The 20,384-nt window shown below is 59.7% G+C and carries 16 protein-coding genes; 11 read left to right on the top strand and 5 right to left on the bottom strand.

Features of this window, described 5'->3' with window-relative positions; genetic code table 11:
* Entirely contained in the window at window positions 1-3,327 is a 3,327-nt protein-coding gene (locus tag EXN68_RS15100; RefSeq protein ID WP_142841651.1) for a transglutaminase family protein, read from the bottom strand.
* Window positions 3,328-3,399: 72 nt separating this feature from the next.
* Between EXN68_RS15100 and EXN68_RS27440 the strand changes: the two genes are divergently transcribed.
* Together EXN68_RS27440 and EXN68_RS15090 are read left to right on the top strand one after the other, a co-directional pair.
* Window positions 3,400-3,636, top strand: a complete 237-nt coding sequence (locus tag EXN68_RS27440; RefSeq protein ID WP_161991350.1) for a hypothetical protein — start codon at window positions 3,400-3,402, stop codon at window positions 3,634-3,636.
* The gene (locus tag EXN68_RS15090; RefSeq protein ID WP_142841650.1) at window positions 3,621-5,429 is read left to right on the top strand and encodes an ABC transporter ATP-binding protein/permease; all 1,809 of its coding nucleotides are present in this window, start codon (window positions 3,621-3,623) and stop codon (window positions 5,427-5,429) included. Before EXN68_RS27440 ends, EXN68_RS15090 begins: the two co-directional genes overlap by 16 nt.
* 39 nt (window positions 5,430-5,468) lie before the next feature.
* Here the strand turns inward: EXN68_RS15090 and EXN68_RS15085 are convergent, their stop codons facing one another.
* Entirely contained in the window at window positions 5,469-5,663 is a 195-nt protein-coding gene (locus tag EXN68_RS15085) for a hypothetical protein (protein WP_046799408.1), read from the bottom strand.
* Window positions 5,664-5,836: 173 nt separating this feature from the next.
* On the opposite strand from EXN68_RS15085, the gene EXN68_RS15080 reads away from it, so the two are divergent.
* The 4 genes from EXN68_RS15080 to EXN68_RS15065 all read left to right on the top strand — a co-directional run bounded on the left by EXN68_RS15080 (window position 5,837) and on the right by EXN68_RS15065 (window position 10,619).
* On the top strand, window positions 5,837-6,226 hold the full coding sequence (locus EXN68_RS15080) for an acyl-CoA thioesterase (RefSeq protein ID WP_142841649.1): 390 nt from the start codon (window positions 5,837-5,839) through the stop codon (window positions 6,224-6,226).
* A gap of 170 nt (window positions 6,227-6,396) precedes the next feature.
* Window positions 6,397-8,640, top strand: coding sequence for a polysaccharide deacetylase family protein (locus EXN68_RS15075; RefSeq protein ID WP_142841648.1), 2,244 nt, complete (start codon window positions 6,397-6,399; stop codon window positions 8,638-8,640).
* 226 nt (window positions 8,641-8,866) lie between these two features.
* Entirely contained in the window at window positions 8,867-9,907 is a 1,041-nt protein-coding gene (locus tag EXN68_RS15070; protein ID WP_142841647.1) for a four-carbon acid sugar kinase family protein, read from the top strand.
* A 4-nt stretch (window positions 9,908-9,911) separates the two neighbouring features.
* A complete protein-coding gene (locus tag EXN68_RS15065) occupies window positions 9,912-10,619 on the top strand; it encodes a FadR/GntR family transcriptional regulator (RefSeq protein WP_142841646.1) in 708 nt (235 codons plus the stop codon).
* A gap of 34 nt (window positions 10,620-10,653) precedes the next feature.
* Here the strand turns inward: EXN68_RS15065 and EXN68_RS15060 are convergent, their stop codons facing one another.
* Genes EXN68_RS15060 through EXN68_RS15050 form a run of 3 tightly spaced genes read right to left on the bottom strand, consistent with a single transcriptional unit; the run spans window position 10,654 to window position 13,927 of the window.
* Entirely contained in the window at window positions 10,654-11,772 is a 1,119-nt protein-coding gene (locus EXN68_RS15060) for an iron-containing alcohol dehydrogenase (RefSeq protein WP_142841645.1), read from the bottom strand.
* Between the two features lie 5 nt (window positions 11,773-11,777).
* The gene (pdxA, locus tag EXN68_RS15055; RefSeq protein ID WP_142841644.1) at window positions 11,778-12,734 is read right to left on the bottom strand and encodes a 4-hydroxythreonine-4-phosphate dehydrogenase PdxA; all 957 of its coding nucleotides are present in this window, start codon (window positions 12,732-12,734) and stop codon (window positions 11,778-11,780) included.
* Window positions 12,731-13,927: a sialidase family protein gene (locus EXN68_RS15050; protein WP_142841643.1), complete on the bottom strand. Its 1,197-nt coding sequence runs from the start codon at window positions 13,925-13,927 to the stop codon at window positions 12,731-12,733. Before EXN68_RS15050 ends, pdxA begins: the two co-directional genes overlap by 4 nt.
* A gap of 322 nt (window positions 13,928-14,249) precedes the next feature.
* Here EXN68_RS15050 and EXN68_RS15040 point away from each other — a divergent pair, with 322 nt between their 5' ends.
* The 5 genes from EXN68_RS15040 to EXN68_RS15020 all read left to right on the top strand — a co-directional run bounded on the left by EXN68_RS15040 (window position 14,250) and on the right by EXN68_RS15020 (window position 20,200).
* Window positions 14,250-15,758: an ABC transporter substrate-binding protein gene (locus tag EXN68_RS15040; protein WP_142841642.1), complete on the top strand. Its 1,509-nt coding sequence runs from the start codon at window positions 14,250-14,252 to the stop codon at window positions 15,756-15,758.
* A gap of 74 nt (window positions 15,759-15,832) precedes the next feature.
* Window positions 15,833-16,747 (top strand): ABC transporter permease, encoded by a 915-nt coding sequence (locus EXN68_RS15035; RefSeq protein WP_142841641.1) that lies wholly within the window; start codon window positions 15,833-15,835, stop codon window positions 16,745-16,747.
* A 15-nt stretch (window positions 16,748-16,762) separates the two neighbouring features.
* Window positions 16,763-17,686 carry an ABC transporter permease gene (locus tag EXN68_RS15030; RefSeq protein WP_142841640.1) on the top strand — a complete coding sequence of 308 codons (924 nt, stop codon included), beginning with the start codon at window positions 16,763-16,765 and terminating at the stop codon, window positions 17,684-17,686.
* A complete protein-coding gene (locus EXN68_RS15025) occupies window positions 17,679-19,322 on the top strand; it encodes an ABC transporter ATP-binding protein (RefSeq protein ID WP_142841639.1) in 1,644 nt (547 codons plus the stop codon). Before EXN68_RS15030 ends, EXN68_RS15025 begins: the two co-directional genes overlap by 8 nt.
* Window positions 19,319-20,200 (top strand): dihydrodipicolinate synthase family protein, encoded by an 882-nt coding sequence (locus EXN68_RS15020; RefSeq protein ID WP_142841638.1) that lies wholly within the window; start codon window positions 19,319-19,321, stop codon window positions 20,198-20,200. Before EXN68_RS15025 ends, EXN68_RS15020 begins: the two co-directional genes overlap by 4 nt.
* Window positions 20,201-20,384: the final 184 nt, after the last annotated feature.

Here is a 20,384-nt window from a genome sequence, read left to right as displayed (position 1 = left end):
TTAAACTCCGTATGGCCGACGCAGATCGAGCGTCAGCGGAAATTCTGGCGACACGGTTTCCGCATGAAGCGGATATTGTCCTGCCGTATGTCCCCATGGTTCGAAACGGGCAAGGCGGCGTGCCTCGGCCTCGTTGCCGTTGACGGGAAACGTCTCGTAATTGCGCCCGCCCGGATGGGCAACATGATAGATGCATCCGCCGATCGATCGCCTCGACCATGTATCATAAATGTCAAAGGTCAAGGGTGAATTGACGGGCAGAACGGGATGCAGGCCGGAAGCGGGCTGCCATGCCTTGAAGCGCACGCCGGCAACCGCGACGCTGCGGTTCTCCGTCGGGGTCAGCGGAACGACGCGGCCGTTGCATGCAACGGCGTAACGCGCTGGGTTGGAGGTTTCCAGCCGTACCTGCAAACGCTCGACCGAGGAATCGACAAAACGCACGGTTCCGCCGATGGCGCCCTGTTCGCCCATCACATGCCAGGGTTCCAGCGCCTGACGCAACTCCAGTTTCGAGCCTTCATATTCCACTTCGCCGAAGAAGGGGAAACGGAACTCCTGCTGGGCGGTGAACCATTCGGGTTTCAGATCGAAACCGTTTTCCCTGAGATCGGCGAGCACATCCAGAAAATCCGCCCAGATATAATGCGGCAGCATGAAGCGGTCGGCGAGTGCCGTGCCCCAGCGCACGAATTTGCCGCCGGCGGGGTTTTTCCAGAAGCGGGCGATAAGCGCGCGCACCAGCAATTGCTGGGCCAGCGACATGCGGGCGTTCGGCGGCATTTCGAAGCCGCGAAATTCCACGAGCCCGAGGCGTCCGGTCGGTCCGTCAGGCGAAAACAGCTTGTCGATACAGATTTCCGCGCGGTGGGTGTTGCCCGTCACATCCGTCAGGAGGTTGCGGAACAGGCGGTCAACCAGCCATGGCAGCGGTGGCGCGCCCTCACCGGGCGCAGGCACCTGCGCGAGTGCGATTTCCAACTCATAAAGGCTGTCGTGGCGGGCCTCGTCGATACGCGGGGCCTGACTGGTCGGGCCAATGAACAGGCCGGAGAAGAGGTAGGAAAGCGAAGGGTGCCGCTGCCAGTGCAGAACGAGGCTTTTCAGAAGATCGGGCCGGCGCAGAAAGGGGCTGTCATTGGGGTTGGCGCCGCCGACGACCACATGGTTGCCGCCGCCGGTGCCGGTGTGGCGACCGTCGATCATGAACTTGTCAGCACCGAGACGTGTCTGGCGTGCTTCCTCATAAACCGCCGAGGTGATGTCGACGCATTCCTTCCAGCTTGCAGCGGGATGGATGTTGACCTCGATGACACCCGGATCGGGCGCGACGCGGATGACATTGATGCGCTCGTCATGCGGTGGCGCATAACCCTCGATATGAACAGACAGTCCCAGCTCGGCCGCCGCGGCTTCCGCGGCTGCGACTAGCTCGAGGTAGTCTTCGATGCGTTCGACCGGCGGCATGAAAACACAGAGACGGCCGTCACGCGGCTCAACGGAGAGCGCGGTGCGCACCGCACCGCCGATTTCTCCAAGCGTCTGTTCGACACGCGCTTGGGTGGCAGCCTCATCCACCTGGAAGGACGCTGCCGGCATGGCGCGGCCAGACGGCGAGGCGAGATCGGGAAGCGGGTCGCGAGGGATCGATGGATCGGCCTCGTGGATATAGGGGTAAGCAGAGGGTGGTACATATGGCAGGGTGCCGAGCGGCAGGCGGTAACCGACCGGGCTGTCACCCGGAACGAGAAAAATCTTGCCGCGCCGCGTTTTCCATTTTTCGCTGACCCAGCGTTTGCCGTCTGCCTTGGCGTTCCACGCCTGGACGGGAAGAATATAGCCCGTCGGCGTCGTAAGCCCGCGTTCGAACACGCGGGCTATGCGGTTTCGCTCTTCGGGATCTTTCAATTTGGAATTGGACGGGTCGACATTATCGGGAAGGCTGCCTTCCTTGATGATCCATTCGGCCGGATCCTCATAAGCGGGCAGTACAAGATCAGGCTCTATGCCAAGCTGCGTGGCGATACCGTTCAGTAATCGCTGCGCATCTTCGGGCAGGACCTTGGTGTATGAGCCTTCCTCGGCGATCAGTGCCGGGTTTTGCCAGATCGGCAGGCCGTCCTTTCGCCAATAGAGCGAAAAGGTCCAGCGCGGCAGGCTTTCGCCCGGATACCATTTGCCCTGCCCATAATGCAGAAAGCCGCCCGGCGCGAAACGCTCGCGCAGGCGGCGTATCAGGGCGTCTGCTTTTTCGCGTTTTGTCGGTCCAACCGCGCCGGTGTTCCATTCCTCGGTTTCGAAATCGTCGATGGAAACGAAGGTGGGCTCGCCGCCCATGGTCAGCCGGACGTCATGCGCGTTCAGGACATTATCGACCACTTCGCCAAGCGTGTTGAGGTCTTCCCAGCTGTCATCGGAAAAGGGTTTGGTGATGCGCGGGGTTTCGGCAACGCGCCGGACCTGCATGTCGAAGGCGAATTCGGTATTGGCGTGGCCGAAATAACCGCCCGAAATCGGTGCGGCGTTGCGATAATGTGGTGTTGCCGCCAGTGGAATATGGCTTTCACCGGTCAGAAGCCCAGATGTGGGATCAAGACCGATCCAGCCAGCGCCTGGCATATAGACCTCGGCCCAGGCGTGCAGGTCGGTGAAATCCACCTCGGTGCCGGAAGGGCCGTCCAGCGCCTTGAGATCGGGCGTCAACTGGATGAGGTATCCGGATACGAAACGCGTGGCGAGGCCAAGATGCCTCAGAACCTGTACAAGCAGCCAGCTGGTGTCGCGACACGATCCCTTGCCAGAGGCCAGTGTTTCCTCCGGCGTCTGGACGCCCGGTTCCATGCGGATGACATAACCGATTTCCTGTTGCAGGCGGGCGTTGAGGCCCACAACCATATCGACCGTCGGCTGGCCGGGTGTGTGGTCAACGGTCGCCATGAAGGCTGCGAGCAGCGGGCCGGTCGGCTCCGGTTTCATGTAGATGGATAAATCGTCCCGCAATTCCTGCGGATAATCGAACGGCCATTTGGTCGCTTCTTCCTCGACGAAGAAATCGAACGGATTGTAAACCGTCATATCGGCGACAAGATCGACCTCGATCTTGAATTCCGTTGCCGGCTCGGGAAAGACGAAGCGGGCGAGGTAATTGCCGTAGGGATCCTGCTGCAGGTTTACGAAATGATTGGATGGCGAAACCTTGAGCGAATGGCTGATAACGCGGGTTCTGGAATGCGAGGCGGGCTTTAATCTGATGATTTGTGGTCCAAGGCGAACCGGATTGTCATATTTATAATGCGTCAGATGATAGATGCTCGCTTTGATCGCCATTAATCTGCCTTGCCCGGTTTTTCCGGTCTATGCGGTTTATCCGCCCCTCTGAAATTATTCGGATTTTGTGCAATGCAGGAAAAGAAAGCAAGGATCATTTCCGGGGACATCCGCATTGTTGCTACGGGCCGAAAGGTTTGCCCGCGCGAAGATTTATCCGCGCTTTTCAATCGCCGCCGCCGGGATTTCGCCGGGATTGTGGACAAGGTCGAACGGCGTGTTATTGCTTGGCATCGCAAGGCGCAGAATCGCGACCCGCTTTCTTTGCCGACAGACGTTTCGGAATGGAATGAATGGCAACAACGGTGACCGACGATCAGCGCAAGAGCGCGGCTAACCCTTCGGGCTTCGATCTCGATTTTCCTGCGCAATTGCGCATGATGGGCAATGCCTTCTGGACCTCACCGGTGCGCAACCGGCTGATATTGCTGTCGTTTGCCCTATTGACGGTAATATTGCTGACGGCCTATGGCCAGATCCGCCTCAACGAGTGGAACGCGCCTTTCTACAATGCGCTGGAGCGGCGCGATCTTGATGCCTTCATTCACCAGCTCGAGGTCTTCGCGATCATTGCCGGGCTGCTGCTGCTGCTCAACGTCATCCAGACCTGGCTCAACCAGATGACGGCGCTGAACATGCGCGAGGGTCTTGCCAAGGATATGGTGGACCAATGGCTGAAACCGGGCCGCGCCGCCCGTCTTGCCGGTTTCGGCACGATCGCCATCAACCCCGACCAGCGTTTGCACGATGATGTCCGCAACCTTGCCGAAAGCAGCACCGCGTTGTCCATCGGCCTCGTGAACGCAACAATCCTGCTTATCAGCTTCATCGGTGTTCTCTGGGGCCTGTCAGCGGGCTTTTCCATCACCATCAATGGCGATCTTGTCCCCATTCCTGGCTATATGGTTTGGGCGGCGATCCTTTATGCCGGTTCCGCATCTTTGCTGAGCAACCTTGTCGGTTATCGTCTGGTTGGGCTGAACGCTGAACGTTATTCGAAAGAGGCGGAACTGCGCTTTTCCCTGATGCGCGCCAGCGAAAATCTGGCCGCGATCGCTTTGGCGCGCGGTGAAAAAAACGAGCGGCGGCGGATCGGTGTCGATATCGATGCCGTGCTTGGTGTGATCCGGGGGCTGGCCATGGCGCTGACGCATCTAACCTGGGTCTCGTCGGGCTATGGTTGGCTGGCGGTCGTCGCGCCGATCCTGATCGCGGCGCCGGTTTATTTTTCCGGCAACCTCACCTTTGGTGGGCTGATGATGGCTGTCGGCGCCTTCAATCAGGTCAATACCGCGCTTCGCTGGTACATCGACAATTTCGGCCCGATTGCCAGCTGGAAGGCGACGTTGCAGCGCGTCTCGGTGTTTCGCAACGCCTTGATCCAGATGGATAGTGTCGAACAGCACGGGCTGGCGATCGATCTGCAGCGGAGCGCGCAGAATGAAAAGATCCGCCTTCAGTCGGTCACGATCTGCCGCGATGCAGGTGGGCAGGATGTGGAGCGCGGTTTCCGGCTGCGTGAGGCGAATGTGGAGATCGGGCCGGGCGAGCGGCTGATGATCAATGGCGAGCAGGGCGTGAACCGGCGGCTGTTATTTGCCGCCATGGCGGGACTGTGGCCCTGGGGGCAGGGCAGAATAGAAATGCCCGAGCAATCCGACACGCTGTTCATTGCCCAGCATGGCTATTTGCCGACGGGTTCGCTGCGCGAAATTCTCGCCTATCCGCGCGCGCCGCAGCGGTTTGCCGAGGAGGATTATGTCGCGGCGCTCACCGCGTGCGGGCTGGGCGATATGGCGCCCCGTCTCGATGAAAACATCCGCTGGGACAAGAAACTGGATCCGGATGAGCAGGCCAGCATCCGTGTCGCCAATGCCCTGTTGCTGAAGCCGAAATTTGTCGTCATCGACGATTTGCTGGAAGGGCTGGAGAAACAGACGCAGGATACGCTGGCTGCAGTTCTGAACGGCATCGATGGCGCGGCGATCATCTATATTGGTCGCTCAGAGACGTTTCTGTCGGTTCTTTCTCCGGCTGTGGCGCATCTCGACCATGCCGTACCAAAGGAAAATATCGCCAAGCGTGATGGCAATTCGCAATAGCCGTTTCGCTATGTCATCATTTGGGTCGGTTGCGGCGGATCAAAGCCGCAAATGCCACTTTTCCAGGTCGAGCCGCTGTTGTTTGGCGAGATTTATGGTGGTCTCCGGTCCCGCCTGCGAGCGCAGCGCAATGGTTCCGGTCGCCAGACTAACGGCGATAACGCTTGCGACCACCACAATGATGCGGTCGTAACGTTGCTGTATCGTGTTGTTCCCACTCCAGTCATAGGCCATTCGCACGCCCTCGCGTTTTTTGGAATCGTGCCCCATCATGGTTAACCGAAGCTTACGATGGCTGTGTGATTCCTTGCTGTTTTGGAAGGGCTGCCGCGATAAATCGGCTATTGGCTGATGAGGCGCGGTTGTCTAAGTCCGGTAGCGGGAGGTTTGTGAAAGGAATTTGACATATGGACCAGCAACCGCCCGCCGACATGGAACTTACCCTCAGAACGCTTGCCATGCCCGCCGACGCCAACCCGGCCGGTGATATTTTCGGCGGCTGGGTGATGTCGCAGATGGACCTTGCCGCTTTCGTCCGCGCCAATGATGTGGCCGGCGGCCGCACCGTGACAGTGGCTGTCAACGAAATCGTCTTCAAGAAGCCGGTCAAGATCGGCGATACATTGTGCGTCTATACCCGGATAGAGAAGGTCGGGCGCACCTCCGTCACGCTCAAGATCGAGGCCTGGACCCGCAGGCATTATCAGGATTCACGCGAAAAGGTCACGGAAGCCGTCTTCATCATGGTCGCGGTGGACGATAAGGGCGAGCCGCGCCCCGTCCGCAAAGAGGTGTGATGCGGTTCCCGTTCAGTTCGAAGCAAATTCCGAAGCGCTGAAAGAAGCTCAGGAGAGTAAGAAGCGCTTCGGCGCCGGCAATTCGATCGTCGCCGCTCAATACTTTAGAAATATCCAATTTATTTATCAATTTTTGCGATCAAGGTACGGAATAGGACGGGGATCAGGCTTTGACCATTCCAGGTGTTGTTATTGTCGGCGGTGCTCACGGCACGCTTGCCCTTGCCCGCAGCCTCGGCGCCCTGAATGTGCCTGTCTATTATCTCACCCATGATTCACCTCTGCCGGGCTGGTCGCGCTTCGTGCGGGAGACGATCCGCTGGGCCGGCCCGCACGATGCCGGGGCGTTGCCCTTTTTGCGGGAAATGGCCGAAAAACATCATCTGAAGGGCTGTCTGCTCGTGCCATCCGGGGATGGCGAGGTACAGCTTGTTTCGCAACACCGCGACGAACTCTCCGCCCTTTACAAAATCATCCTGCCGGATTGGCCATCCCTGCAATGGTTGTGTGAGAAGCCGCTGCTCTATAAACGCGCGGCGGAGCTTGGCGTCTCGTTCCCCCGGACGTATGCGCTGACATCGGCCGATGACATCGATGCGCTGGACGTTACGTTTCCCGTTATCCTCAAGCCGAATATGGGTGGCGGGGATACCGTGATTTCCCGCGCGAAGGTGATCCGCGCCGATGACCGGCAGGCGTTGAAAACCGCCTTTGCGGATGCGAGCGCGGAGATCGGCGCGGGCAATGTCGTGGTGCAGGAACTCATTCCCGGTGGGGGAGAAAGCCAGTTTTCCTATGCGGCGCTATGGCGCGACGGCGATCCGGTTGCCGAGTTCACCGCCCGGCGCACGCGTCAATATCCCGTCGATTTCGGATATACCAGCACCTGCGTCGAGGTTGTGGACAACCAACAGGCGATCGAGGCGGCCCGGACGATATTAAAATCGGCCGGTCACAGCGGTCTGGTCGAGGTGGAATTCAAACTCGACGGCAGGGATGGTTCGCTGAAGCTTCTCGATGTCAATCCGCGCCCATGGTCGTGGTTCGGCCTCAGTTCGGCGGCAGGCGTCGATCTTGGCGCGTTATTATGGCAGGTTGCCAATGACGTGCCCACCGGCCCGCCCCAGGCTGCGCAACAAGGCGTGTCGTGGTCCTATCTTGTCCGTGATACGGTTGCCGCCTTTACATTAAGCCGGCGCGGCAAGGCCAATATCGGCGACTACGTCACATCTCTGGGCAAAATCCGCAGCTGGGCCGCTTTTGCGCTGAATGATCCCTTGCCGGGTCTTATCGATCTGCCGCTCACCGCCTGGAGAGTCGCCAAAAAACGGGTTCTGCCCGGCCTGAAGTCAAAACAATCGGCAACGGTTTCCGGACAGGCGGCAAAGCGCCTGTTGAAATACGGAGCCATAAGGGCCGGGCTGGAGGTGAGTTCTCTGCCCGCGATCCGCGCCGCATTTCCGTCGCTTGCCGGGCGTGGCGTGATTTTTACGCTTCATCATGTGCGCCCGGGGCAGGCCATCTCGCCTTTTGCGGCCAATGTGCAATTGTCCGTCACGCCGCAGTTTCTGGAAGAGGCGATACAGGCAGCGCTTGAATGTGGTCTCGTTCCCGTCCACCTGCATGATTTACCGGCATTGCTTGCCGACAATAACGAAAGCCGGTCGTTTTGCGCCTTCACGCTTGATGACGGTTATCGCAATAATGCCGTTCATGCCGCGCCGGTCTTCCGCAAATATGCCGTTCCCTACACGATTTTCATCACACCGGGTTTTGTTGAACGGACGCGCAGCCTGTGGTGGGAAACCGCGGCTGCGCTGACGCAGAAAGCCGCATCGTTTGACTTCGATTTCGGCTCCGGGCCGGAACATGTGGCATCCGCCACGCCTCAGCAGAAGGCGGAAGCATTCACGCGCCTTGAGAATTTCGTGCAGAACTTTTCAGAGGATGAGGCAGTGGAAAGGATCGACCGCGCAGCGAGACAGCACGCCATCGATCCCATCGCGATCGTGGACGAGCTTGTCATGGATGCGGATGAACTCAGGGTGTTGTCGGACGATCCTCTGGTGCATTTCGGCGCACACACCATGACGCATGTGAACATGCGCAAGATCGATGCGGCGCGTCTGGCGCACGAGATCGAGGAATCGACCCGCCGGGTGGAGGCCTATGTCGGCCGTCGGCCACAATCCTTTTCTTATCCCTATGGCTGGACAAAAGCAGTGGCAGAGCGCGAGGCAAAGGCGGTGTTCGAGGCGGGATTTTCCGTGGCGGTCACCACACAGGCCGGTGTTCTTGGCCCTCATAGCCTCGAAAAGCCAACGCAGTTGCCGCGTGTTTCGCTGAACGGGCGCTTTCAAAAGAAGCGTTTTGTCAAAGCGCTTATCTCAGGGCTACCTTTCCGGTTTATCTAGCGGCGATATCCTGTTTGCCGTCTTTCGCCTTGCCTGCGGAGCCGCATGCGGGTTGGCCGCGTTTATCCTTTTCTGAATCTAGCGATGGCCTAGCGGTTCGCTTCATCGCCAGCCGGCCAATTCGAAAGCCTTCATAATAATTTTTGTTATTCACATCTGTTTATCTATTGATTATAAATAAATTTATTGAGGTAAAACATTACAACTTTTTTTGAAGGCTTCGCCCGTGCTGCTGATTTTCGCCGATGATCTGACAGGCGCGCTCGACGCCGCCGCACCCTTTGCCGGGCGCGGGCTGGCGACCGAGGTTGCGATCGGGCTTGACGGTGTGCCCGCAGCCCTCGCGGATGCGCCTGCCGTCCTCAGCGTTAACCTGGGTTGTCGAGACGGTGATGCGGAAGAAGCCAGTCAACGCACGCGGTCACTATTGGCGCTGGTTCCAGCGGATACGATCCTGTTCAAGAAGGTCGACTCCCGGCTGAAGGGGCACATTGCGGCTGAAATGGATGCGATGTCCTATCGGCACGCACTTGTTGCGCCCGCCATCCCCGATTTCGGACGTATCGTTATGGACGCGGCCGTATCCGGCTTTGGCGTTGACGTCGCCATTCCAGTTCATGAGAAGCTCGGCGGACACGCTGGTCGCTGCACGATACCCGACACGCGATCGCAGGGTGACATCCGCGAAGCTCTCGCCGCCGCACAGGCTAAAGGCGTCGATCTTCTGGTCGGCGCACGTGGGCTTGCCGAGGCTCTTGCCGAGGCGATGACCGGGCGGACTGTTGCCGAGACGGTGATTATTCCGGCCGGCAAGGGACTTTTCGTCGTCGGTTCGCGTGACCCGATTACGGTAGAGCAAATGCAAGCGCTTGAGCGGGCCGGACTTGTGTCGGTTATCGATGCGCCCAACGGTGTCGTGCCTTCTCGTATACATGAAGGTTCCGGCCTGACACTTGTTCGCGCAACGCAAGGGGCAGAAGATCTTTCGCCGCTTATCGTTTCCGATCGGCTGGCGGAAGGCGTCGTGCCGCGCTTCACGGCAGGTGCCGGCGGGTTGCTTCTGTCTGGCGGGGCGACGGCCGAAGCCGTGTTGTGCGCCATGGGCATTTCTCGTCTGCGTCTTGCTGGCGAATGCCTGCCGGGTCTGGGCGTCGGCTGGGTGGGCGACCAATGCATCATTGCGAAGTCCGGCGGTTTTGGGCAAGCTGACACGTTGAAACACATTGCGAAAATGATGCTTGGCGTAAACGACACCGGAGAAAGCTGACCAGATGGGGCTGATGAAAGAAACGGCGCGTAAGGCACTTCCGGACATTATTTTCGAGAGAATGCACCGGGCGATCAAATCCGGTGCCTACAAGCCGGACGAACGGCTGCCGACCGAACATGAACTCGCGATGGAATTCGAGGTCTCGAGACCGGTGGTGCGCGAGGCTTTGCGGCGGCTACGCGAGCAGGGCTTCATCTATTCCCGAAGAGGTTCCGGCAGCTATGTGCGGGCTTTTGGCCTGCGCGAGCCGCTCGGCTTCGGGCAGCTGGAAAATGTCGCCGACCTTCTGAATTGTTACGAATTCCGGCTGACGCTGGAGCCGGCCGCGGCCGCTGCGGCGGCATTACGGCATGATGGCGAGAGGCTTGCGGCGATCAGGAAGGCGCTCGAATTGATGCGGGACGCCACCAATCGCCAGTCCCACCGTGAGGACGCCGATTATCAGTTTCACCTCGCCATCGCGCGGGCGGCAAGGAACAGTTATTTCTCCACCGCGATGGAGGCTCTGAAAGATCATATCGCGATGGGCATGAAGTTCCACGGCATGTCGGTGAAGCGCGAGGCCTCCGGCCTGACGCGTGTTTTTGCCGAACATGAGTCCATTGCGAAGGCGATCGCCGATGGGGATGCCGAGGCGGCGCGTCAGTTGATGCTCCAGCATCTAACGGGATCCCGCGACCGTCTGTTCGAATCTTCGCATTCGGATTGAGGCCGGTACGCCCGAAGGCGTGCTGACCCTTCTTTCAGAAGGCGCGTCGGTAAATGCCGAGCACATCTTCAAGGCTCATATCGACCGGATTATTGTCCATCAGCCGGCGGATGGCGTGTGCGTCCTCGGCATAACGGGGAAGATCGGTCTCGGTTGCCCCGTGCCTTGCCAGTGACATTTCGATGCCGAGCCCGGCGCAGAAATCCGTTGCCGCCTTGCGCAGGTCATCCGGCGAAAGATGCTCGCAAAGGCCGAGCGCACCAGCCACTTCCGCCGTTTTTGCCGAAACAGAGGGCTGGTTGAAGGCCAGGACATGCGGAAAAACAATGGCATTCGCCAGCCCGTGCGGCAGGTTGAGGAGCGTGCCGAGCGGATAGGCGATGGCGTGGCCGGCGGCCGTATTCACCGGGCCGAGGCAGATGCCGCCATAATAGGAGGCGAGCATCATGCCTTCCCGCGCTTCAGTATCCGTGCCATCGCGGACGGCGCGTGCCAGATATTTGCCGACCAGCGCAAAACCCATGCGGGCAAAACCGTCGATCATCGGGTGAGCCTTGCGGTTGGTGAAGGCTTCGACGCAATGGGCCATGGCATCCACGCCCGTTGCCGCCGTCACGGCCGGCGGCACGGAATAGGTGAGTTCCGGATCGAGCACGGCGAAATCGGCGATGAGGTGGGGGCTTTCGACTGCGATCTTATTGCCCTTGACGGGATCGGTGATCAGCGAGCGAATGCCGGCTTCCGAGCCGGTGCCGGCGGTCGTGGCGATCTGCACCAGCCTGGCGTCGCGCCCGGTGACCCTGTTCGATCCGGCCACATCCTCAAGCGTCTGGTCTGATTTCCACAATGCGGCAACCAGCTTTGCCACATCCATTACCGAACCGCCGCCGAGGCCGATGACGAGATCGGGTTTGGCATTGCGTGCCGCGTCGAGTGCTGCATCGAGCGTCGCCGTGTCCGGCTCGCCGGGAATGGCATCAAACACCGTGAATGGACCCTGCAATTGCAAACGGTCGACGAATTTCGCTGTCAGCGGCGTGGCGATCACTAAGGTCGAGGCGGTTTTGCCGGCGAAGGCGCCAACCTGCGCGACGGTGCCCGCGCCAACGGCAAGCCTGCGCGGCTGATGGATGAGAATGGGAGCTATGGACATGGTGCTTATCCTTTCGCGCTCTTGCCCGCCACGAGTTTGCGGGCATAGGCGATGGCCTCTTTCATGTTGCCGTGATTGGCGATGCCCTTGCCGGCAATGTCGAAGGCCGTTCCATGGTCGACGGAAGTGCGGTCTATCGGCAGATCGACCGAAACATTGACGGCGGTATCGAAGGCGACCAGCTTGATCGGGATATGGCCCTGATCGTGATATTGCGCGACAACGAGATCAAAAGCGCCGGAATAGGCCCGGTGGAAAACGGTATCGGCGGAAATCGGTCCATGCACCTCGATGCCTTCGGCACGGGCAGCGGCGACTGCGGGCGCAATCTGATCGTCATCTTCGGTGCCGAACAGGCCGTTTTCGCCGCAATGCGGATTGATGCCGGCGACCGCGATGCGCGGCCGCTCGTAACCGATGCGTTTCAGGTGTGCATTGCCGGCGCGGATGGTCGCCACCACCCGTTCCGTCGTCGCCCGGGCAATGGCGTCCTGCAGGGAAACATGGGTCGAAACGTGAATGACCTTCAACCGCTCGGAGGCGAGCAGCATATAGGCGGCCGAAGAGCCGGTGAGGCTGCGTAACATGCCGGTGTGGCCGTCATAATGGTGGCCGGCAAGGTTCAGGGCCTCCTTGTTGATCGGTGCGGTGACGATACAGCCGATTTCGCCCGCTTCGGCATCACGCACGGCCTTTTCGATGAAACGAAAAGCGGCGTCACCAGCCACCGGCGACAGCGTACCCCACGGCAGCGGCGCGCCCTCGATGGGCAGGTCGACCACATGCCGTGTCAGATCGATATCGACGCCAAGCGCATCCCGTGCCGCCTGAAGCGTGGCCAGATTGCCGTAAATCCGTGTAGCGGCTTGGTCCGGGGCAGACATTTCGGCAAGCGCCCTGACGGTGATTTCCGGGCCGACGCCGCAGGGGTCGCCCATGGTGATGCCAATGATGTTGCTCATCTTTTTCTCCCGTCCTTGGGGTCTGCCCAGCCGGGCGCCAGCCGGACATATTTGATTGCGCGGCGATGATAGGTGTAGCTGGCGTGCAGCGTACCGTCCGGTGCTTCCAGAAGCCATGGATAGGACATCTCCAGATTGCGACCATCAGTCGAATCGTTCGACAGGCAGGTGCCGGGACCGTCCTCGATCAGAATACGGGTGGGGAAGCTGAGCCCGTCGTCACCGGAGATGCAGATGGAAACCGGCGCGCGCGGCACGCCCCAGACCGGCACACATCCGCCTGTCGGATCGGCATCCGGCCTGCTGTCATCCTCTCCGAGCTCGTCATAAAGCGAGGCGCGCCGGTCGCTCGATTGCGCGGCGCTGACGGGGTTGCAGATCATCGCCAGCCGGCCGTCGCCGAGCCTGATTGCGGCAATGGAGGAATTGTTGTTCGGCACGTCGGTCGGCTGCGGCTTTGACCATGAGCGGCCGCCATCAGCGCTTTCCGTGCGATAAACGAAATCGGCCTGACGACGGCGGAAGAAGGCGGAGTAGCGTGCATCACCGCCGGAAACCGGACTCATATGCACGCAGCCGGTCGAATTTTCGAGCTCCTGCAATTGCCATGTCAGGCCATTGTCCTTGGAGATGCCAAGTGCTGCGGTGTCGTGGCTGCCGTTCCATTTCTGGCCGGGGCGCTGGATGCAGCGGAAGATTGGTAGCAGCCATGCGCCGTCATCACGAATGCGCAGCGGCGCGCGGATGAAGCAGCCCTTCGGAAGATCGAGAAAACGACCCTCTTCGGAGATGAGCTTTTCCGGTGCCGTCATATCACGGGTAACTCGCGCCATGCGAATGCGGCATTCGTCCTGGTTGCCGGAAGGCTGGGCGGTGTGAAACAGCCACAGGGCACCATCCGGCGCGGTGAAAAGAACCGGGTTCTGTTCGGAATGGGCAGGGTCGTAGCTCAGGCGCTGTGGTGCGCCCCAGCTTGTCGCGCCGGGCATCAACACGGAAGCGAAGATCGAAATGTCCGATTTTCCTTCCAGCGTGCCGCCGAACCATGCGCACAGCAAGGCGCCGTCATCAGCCAGGTGCAGAAAGCTTGCATGGTTCTGGATCATCGGCGACGGCAGCAGCGCTTCCTGCCGATTTTCTGACGTGGTGCGGATGGCTCCGGTCATGGCGTGAGCGATGTCATCAGGGGTCATCGTGGTCTCCTCTTGGCCTGATGAAAATGACATATTCGAAAAGTTGTCAAGTTTATTTCGATGCAAATCGAACATTTGATTTTTCGATTTTTCGATTTAATTATCTGTTTTAAAACAATAAAAATTGCTATTTTGGCGCTGGTAAAAAATGCTTAAGAAAAATAAATTGACAAAAAAGGTGATAGCGCCGATGCTCTGTTTACGGGTGGAGGAGACAATCATCCGCACGCCATGCTCCTCGATGCAGGAGGCGGGGCTTTCTTTAGAACCCCTTGCGGCACGCCGCCATGTTGCTGAATTTCTGATCTGGGAGGAGAACGGAATGAAGAAGTCATTGATTGTGGGCGCCCTTGTCTTGGGTTCCCTCAGCGCCGCGGTTTCGCCGGCGCTTGCGGCCTCGGGGCCGATCAAGATCGTGCTGGCGGAAGAGGCTGATCTGCTGGAGCCCTGCATGGCGACCCGCTCCAATATTGGCCGCATTATCATGGAAAATGTCAGCGAAACGCTGACCGAGCTTGATGTGCGCGGCAAGAACGGCGTTCAGCCACGGCTTGCCGAGAAATGGGAGCAGAATGCCGATGGCAGCTGGCGCTTCCATCTGCGTGAAGGTGTGAAGTTTTCCGATGGCACCACTTTCGACGCCAAGGACGTGAAGCACAGCTTCGAACGCATCATGAGCGACAAGAACGCCTGTGAATCCCGCCGTTATTTTGGTGGGATGACTGTGACGCCTTCGGTCGTTGACGACCACACGATCGACTTCAAGACCGACCCGGCCCAGCCAATTCTGCCGTTGCTGATGTCGCTGGTTACCATCGTTCCCGAAGAAACCAAGATGGAATTCATCCGCGAGCCTGTTGGCACCGGACCTTACAAGCTGACCAACTGGACGCCGGGCCAGCAGATCGTTCTGACTGCACGTGACGATTATTGGGGCAAGAAGCCGCAGGTGACGGAAGCGACCTATCTTTTCCGTGCCGATCCCTCGGTTCGCGCCGCCATGGTGCAGACCGGAGAGGCTGATCTTTCGCCCTCCATTTCCCAGCTCGACGCGACCAATCCGAAGACCGATTTTTCCTATCTCGATAGCGAGACGGTCTATATGCGCCTCGACCACAACATCGCGCCGCTGAACGATGTGCGGGTGCGCCGCGCGCTCAACCTCGCCATCGACCGGCAGGCCTTCCTCGGCACGCTGGTTCCCGAAGGTGCGGTGCTGGCGACCGCGCTCGTTCCGCCGACCACGCTTGGCTGGAACCCCGACGTCAAGGTCTTCCCTTACGATCCTGATGGCGCAAAGAAGCTGCTCGAAGAAGCCAAGGCTGCCGGCGTGAAGGTGGATACGCCGATCACCATCATCGCGCGCACCGCGAATTTTCCGAATGTCACCGAAATCATGGAGGCGATCCAGCAGCAATTGCAGGACGTCGGCTTCAAGATCGACCTGAAATTCGTGGAAGTGGCCGAACACGAGAGCTATTATTCCAAGCCCTTCAAGGAAGGTCGCGGACCGCAGATCGTCGCTGCCATGCACGACAACTCCAAGGGCGATCCGTCCTTCACCATGTTCTTCAAATATGCCACCAAGGGCACGCAGTCCGGCTTCTCGGACCCCAAGGTGGATGACCTGATCGAGCGCGCTTCCGCAGCCGTCGGTGACGAGCGCGCCAAGCTCTGGTCAGAACTCATCGCCTACCTGCATGATGATGTCGTGGCGGATGTGCTGCTGTTCCACATGGTCGGTTTCTCCCGCGTTTCCGAACGTCTGGACTTCAAGCCCACCATCGCCACCAACTCGATGCTGCAGCTTTCGGAAATCGGCATCAAGTAAAGCCTGCATCTTATAAGCCAATGAGCGGCGGCAGGGCGAAAGCCTTGCCGCCGCGTTGAAACCCGGAGGCAACCATGCTGAGCTTCATCCGAAAACGATCCATTGCGAGCCTGATCTCCCTGGTCGGCCTCATCGTAATGGTTTTCTTCCTCTCCCGCCTGACAGGAGACCCGGCCGCGCTGTTTCTGCCGGTGGAGGCTTCGGAGGAATTGAAGCAGCAGTTTCGTGCGCTGCACGGGCTGAATGATCCGCTGATGGTTCAGTTCCTGCGTTATGCGGGCGATGTGATGACGGGAGATCTGGGTGAATCGCTCAGAAAAGCCCGTCCGGCGCTGGATGTGGTGCTGGAGGCCTTTGTCTGGACGCTCTGGCTTGCGGTCATCACCATGTCGCTGGTCACCACCGCGGCCATCGTCGTCGGCTCGCTTGCGGCTTTCCGCTCCGGCGGTTTTTTCGACCGCATGGCCTCGACCATTTCGTTGATCGGCGCTTCGGTTCCGGATTTCTGGCTGGCCATCGTCGCGATCGTCGTCTTTTCCGTCAATCTCGCCTGGCTGCCCACATCAGGCACGGGCTCCGTGCTGCACTGGATCTTGCCGATCTCGGTGCTGTTCGTGCGCCCCTTCGGCATCATCGTGCAGGTAGTGCGCGGCTCGATGATCGGTGCTTTGTCTTCCGCTTACGTCAAAACGGCACGCGCCAAGGGCGTGAAATCCGGGCCGATCATCTTCATCCATGCCCTGCGCAACGCCATGCTGCCGGTCATCACCGTCATCGGTGATCAGGCCGCAAGCCTTCTTAACGGCGCCGTCATCGTTGAAACCATCTTCGGGTTTCCGGGCGTCGGCAAGCTGATGATCGATTCCATTCTGCAGCGGGATTTTAATGTCGTTCTGGCCGCCATTCTCGTCACCGCGCTGGCGATCTTCCTGATGAACCTCCTGATCGATATCGCCTATGCGCTGCTCGATCCGCGTATCCGGCACTGAGGGGGACATTTAGCCATGAGCCTTTTGAACGCCGATACCGAGATCATCGATGAGCCATCCTTCGTAACGCGCATGCTGCGCATGTTGTGGGCGGATAAATTTGCGCTCTGTGCCGCGATCTTTCTCGTCGTCATCGTCATACTCGCCTTTGTCGGCCCGGCCTGGCTTGGCGATCTCGCGACGAAACAGAACCTGCGCGGACGCAATCTCGCGCCATTCGACTGGCAGCGTGAATGGTACTTCTGGCTGGGAGCGGATGCGCTCGGCCGTTCACTTCTGGCGCGCATCGTCGCCGCCACGCAAAACACGCTGATGATTGCAGCCGGCGCCGTGCTTCTCTCCGCCGTCACCGGCACGGTGCTCGGCCTCATCGCCGGGTTTTCCTCCAACCGCGTCGGCCAGATCATCATGCGGCTGGCAGACGTGATCATGTCGTTTCCGTCGCTGCTGATCGCGGTCATCGTCCTTTATCTGCTCGGTTCCTCCATCCTCAACCTGATGTTGGTTCTGGCCATCACCCGCATTCCCGTTTACATCCGCACCACCAGGGCGGAGGTGCTGGAGGTGCGCGAGCGCATGTTCGTGCAGGCGGCGCGCGTGATGGGCGCATCCGGCAAACGCATCCTGTTTCGCCACATCCTGCCCGTGGTGCTGCCGACGCTGACGACGCTTGCGACGCTCGATTTCGCTTATGTGATGCTGGCGGAAAGCGCGCTGTCCTTCCTTGGCATCGGCATTCAGCCTCCGGAAATCACCTGGGGTCTGATGATTTCGCAGGGGCGGCAATATCTCACCAATGCCTGGTGGCTGTCCTTCTGGCCCGGGCTTGCCATCATTCTCACCACCCTGTCGCTCAACCTGCTGTCCAACTGGCTGCGCATCGCGCTTGACCCCGTGCAGCGCTGGCGGCTGGAAATGAAGGGCCGCAAGCATGGCTGACCATCTTCTCGACGTGCGCAACCTTTCCGTGGAGTTCCACACCGCAAGCGGTGTCGTCCATGCGGTGAAGGATGTCTCCTACCATATCGACCGTGGCGAAACGCTGGCGATCCTCGGCGAAAGCGGCTCGGGCAAATCGGTGTCGTCCTCGGCCATCATGAACCTCATCGACATGCCGCCCGGATATATCAGCAGCGGCCGGATATTGCTTGATGGCAAAGACCTTCTGACCATGCCGGCAGAAGCGCGTCGCGAGGTCAACGGCCGGCGCATCGCCATGATCTTTCAGGATCCGCTCAGCCATCTAAATCCCGTCTATACCGTCGGCTGGCAGATCCGCGAGGCGATGACCACCCATGGCATGGGCAAGGCGGAAGCTGAGGCGGAGGCAAGGCGGCTTGTCGCCCGTGTCGGCATTCCTGATCCGGATGGAGCCCTGAGGAAATATCCGCATGAATTTTCCGGCGGCCAACGCCAGCGCGTCATGATCGCAATGGCGCTGGCGCTGCGGCCCGACCTGCTGATCGCCGACGAACCGACCACGGCGCTTGACGTGACGGTGCAGGCCGAGGTGCTTTCCCTGCTCAAGGAGCTGCAGCGGGAAACCGGCATGGCCATACTCATCATCACCCATGATCTCGGCGTCGTCGCCGAGATAGCCGACCGGGTGGTGGTGATGGAAAAGGGCGTGCTGGTGGAGGCCGGCACCGTTCGCGAGGTTTATCGCAACCCTCAGCACCCCTATACCCGCAAGCTCATCAGCGCCGCCCCCGGCCGGGGCGAAATGCACGAACCGAAAGCAGGGGGTGAACCTTTGCTCAGTGTGCGCGATGTGCGCAAGCGCTACGGCGCCTTCGAGGCCTTGAAGGGTGTTTCCTTCGACCTGATGGCCGGCGAGACCATCGCCGTCGTTGGGGAAAGCGGTTCCGGCAAGTCAACGCTGGCGCGCATTCTGTTGCGGCTTGACGAGCCGGATGCCGGCAGCGCCCTGTGGAAGGGGCAGGATCTCTTCCAGCTTTCGCCGGCGGAGCTCTTCGCGCTCAGGCGCGATCTGCAGATGGTGTTTCAGGATCCCACCCAATCGCTCAACCCACGCATGACGGTATTTCAGCTCATCTCCGAAGCCTGGGTCATCCATCCGGACATATTGCCCAGGGCAAGATGGCGCGAACGCGCCGCGGAACTGCTGCATCAGGTCGGCCTGTCGCCGGAACATATGCGCCGTTATCCGCACCAGTTCTCCGGCGGCCAGCGGCAAAGGATCGCCATTGCCCGCGCCTTGGCGCTGGAGCCGAAGCTCATCATCTGTGACGAGGCAGTCTCGGCGCTCGATGTGTCAGTGCAGGCGCAGGTTATCGCGCTGCTCGATAAACTGCGCCGCGAAATGGGCCTCTCCTTCATCTTCATCGCCCATGACCTGCCGGTGGTTCGGGATTTCGCCGATCACGTCATGGTCATGCAGCGCGGCGAGGTGGTGGAATTCGGTTCCGTCCGGCAGGTCTTTGAAGCGCCACGTGAGGCCTATACCCGCGCGCTGCTTTCGGCGAGCCTCGATCCCGACCCCGATATGCATTCTGCGCGTAGTCCGACGGATGCCGGCCCTGCCATCGGAAATTCAAGTGGAGTTCTTTCATGACCAAACAAGCCTTCGTCGCGCTCGTCACCTGTTTCAACGAAGACGAAACCATCAATTACGAAGCCACGCGCGCGCAGGTGCGCCGCCAGGTGGCGGCCGGCAACAACATCATGTGCGCCGGCACCAACGGCGATTTTACCGCGCTGACCCATGAAGAAAAAATCCGGCTGACCGAAGAAGTGGTGGACGAAGTGGCCGGCCGCGCCAAAGTCATCGTCAATGCCGGCATGCCCGCCACATTCGAGACCATACAGCTTGCCAAAGCCTTCGACCGTATCGGCGTCGACGGTATCGCCGTTATCACGCCCTTCTTCATCGCCTGCACGCAGGATGGCCTGATCCGCCATTTTTCGACGGTGGCCGATGCCGTTGAGACCCCGACCTATCTCTACGATATCCCCGCCCGCACCCAGAACCACATAGAGCCGGAAACCGCGCGTAAACTTGCAACCCACGGCAATATCGCCGGCATCAAGGATTCCGGTGGCGCGCAGCAGACGCTCGAAGCCTATCTCCAGGTGGCGAAGGAGATGCCCGGTTTCGAGGTCTATTCCGGCCCTGATCACCTCGTCTTGTGGTCGTTACAGAACGGTGCCGCAGGCTGTATTTCCGGCCTTGGCAACGCAATGCCGGATGTGCTTGCCGGCATTCTCAACGGATTCAACGCCGGCAATATCATAGAGGCCGAACGCCAGCAGGCGATCTACACAGCCTTCCGCACCGATCTCTATGCGCTGGGTTTTGCACCCGCCATGGTCAAGCGCTCACTCTACCTGCAGGACCCGTCCGTCGGCGCCAGCCGTCAGCCGGCCCTGCTGCCGGACCAGCAACAGGACGACCAGATTGTGAAAATCCTGCAGCGCTATCAATTGCTCTAACACCATTGCCGAGTGTGACGCGCACGGCTGGAGGTCGATGCGTGTCGTCTTAAAATGCTGTGAAAACCGCCGAAAGCCGAAGCATTTCTCCAGTCTTCTCTATGACGAATAATTTGTGACACAAACACGAAATTCCGCTTGTCAGCCCGGCCATTGATGTTTAATAGGAGCGCGCAACGCAAGC

This window comes from Martinezella rhizogenes (assembly GCF_007002745.1).
GTDB classification, from domain to species: Bacteria; Pseudomonadota; Alphaproteobacteria; order Rhizobiales; family Rhizobiaceae; genus Agrobacterium; species Agrobacterium cucumeris.
Note: the sequence above shows the minus strand (reverse complement) of the source record. Positions and strands in the feature narration are given on the sequence as shown.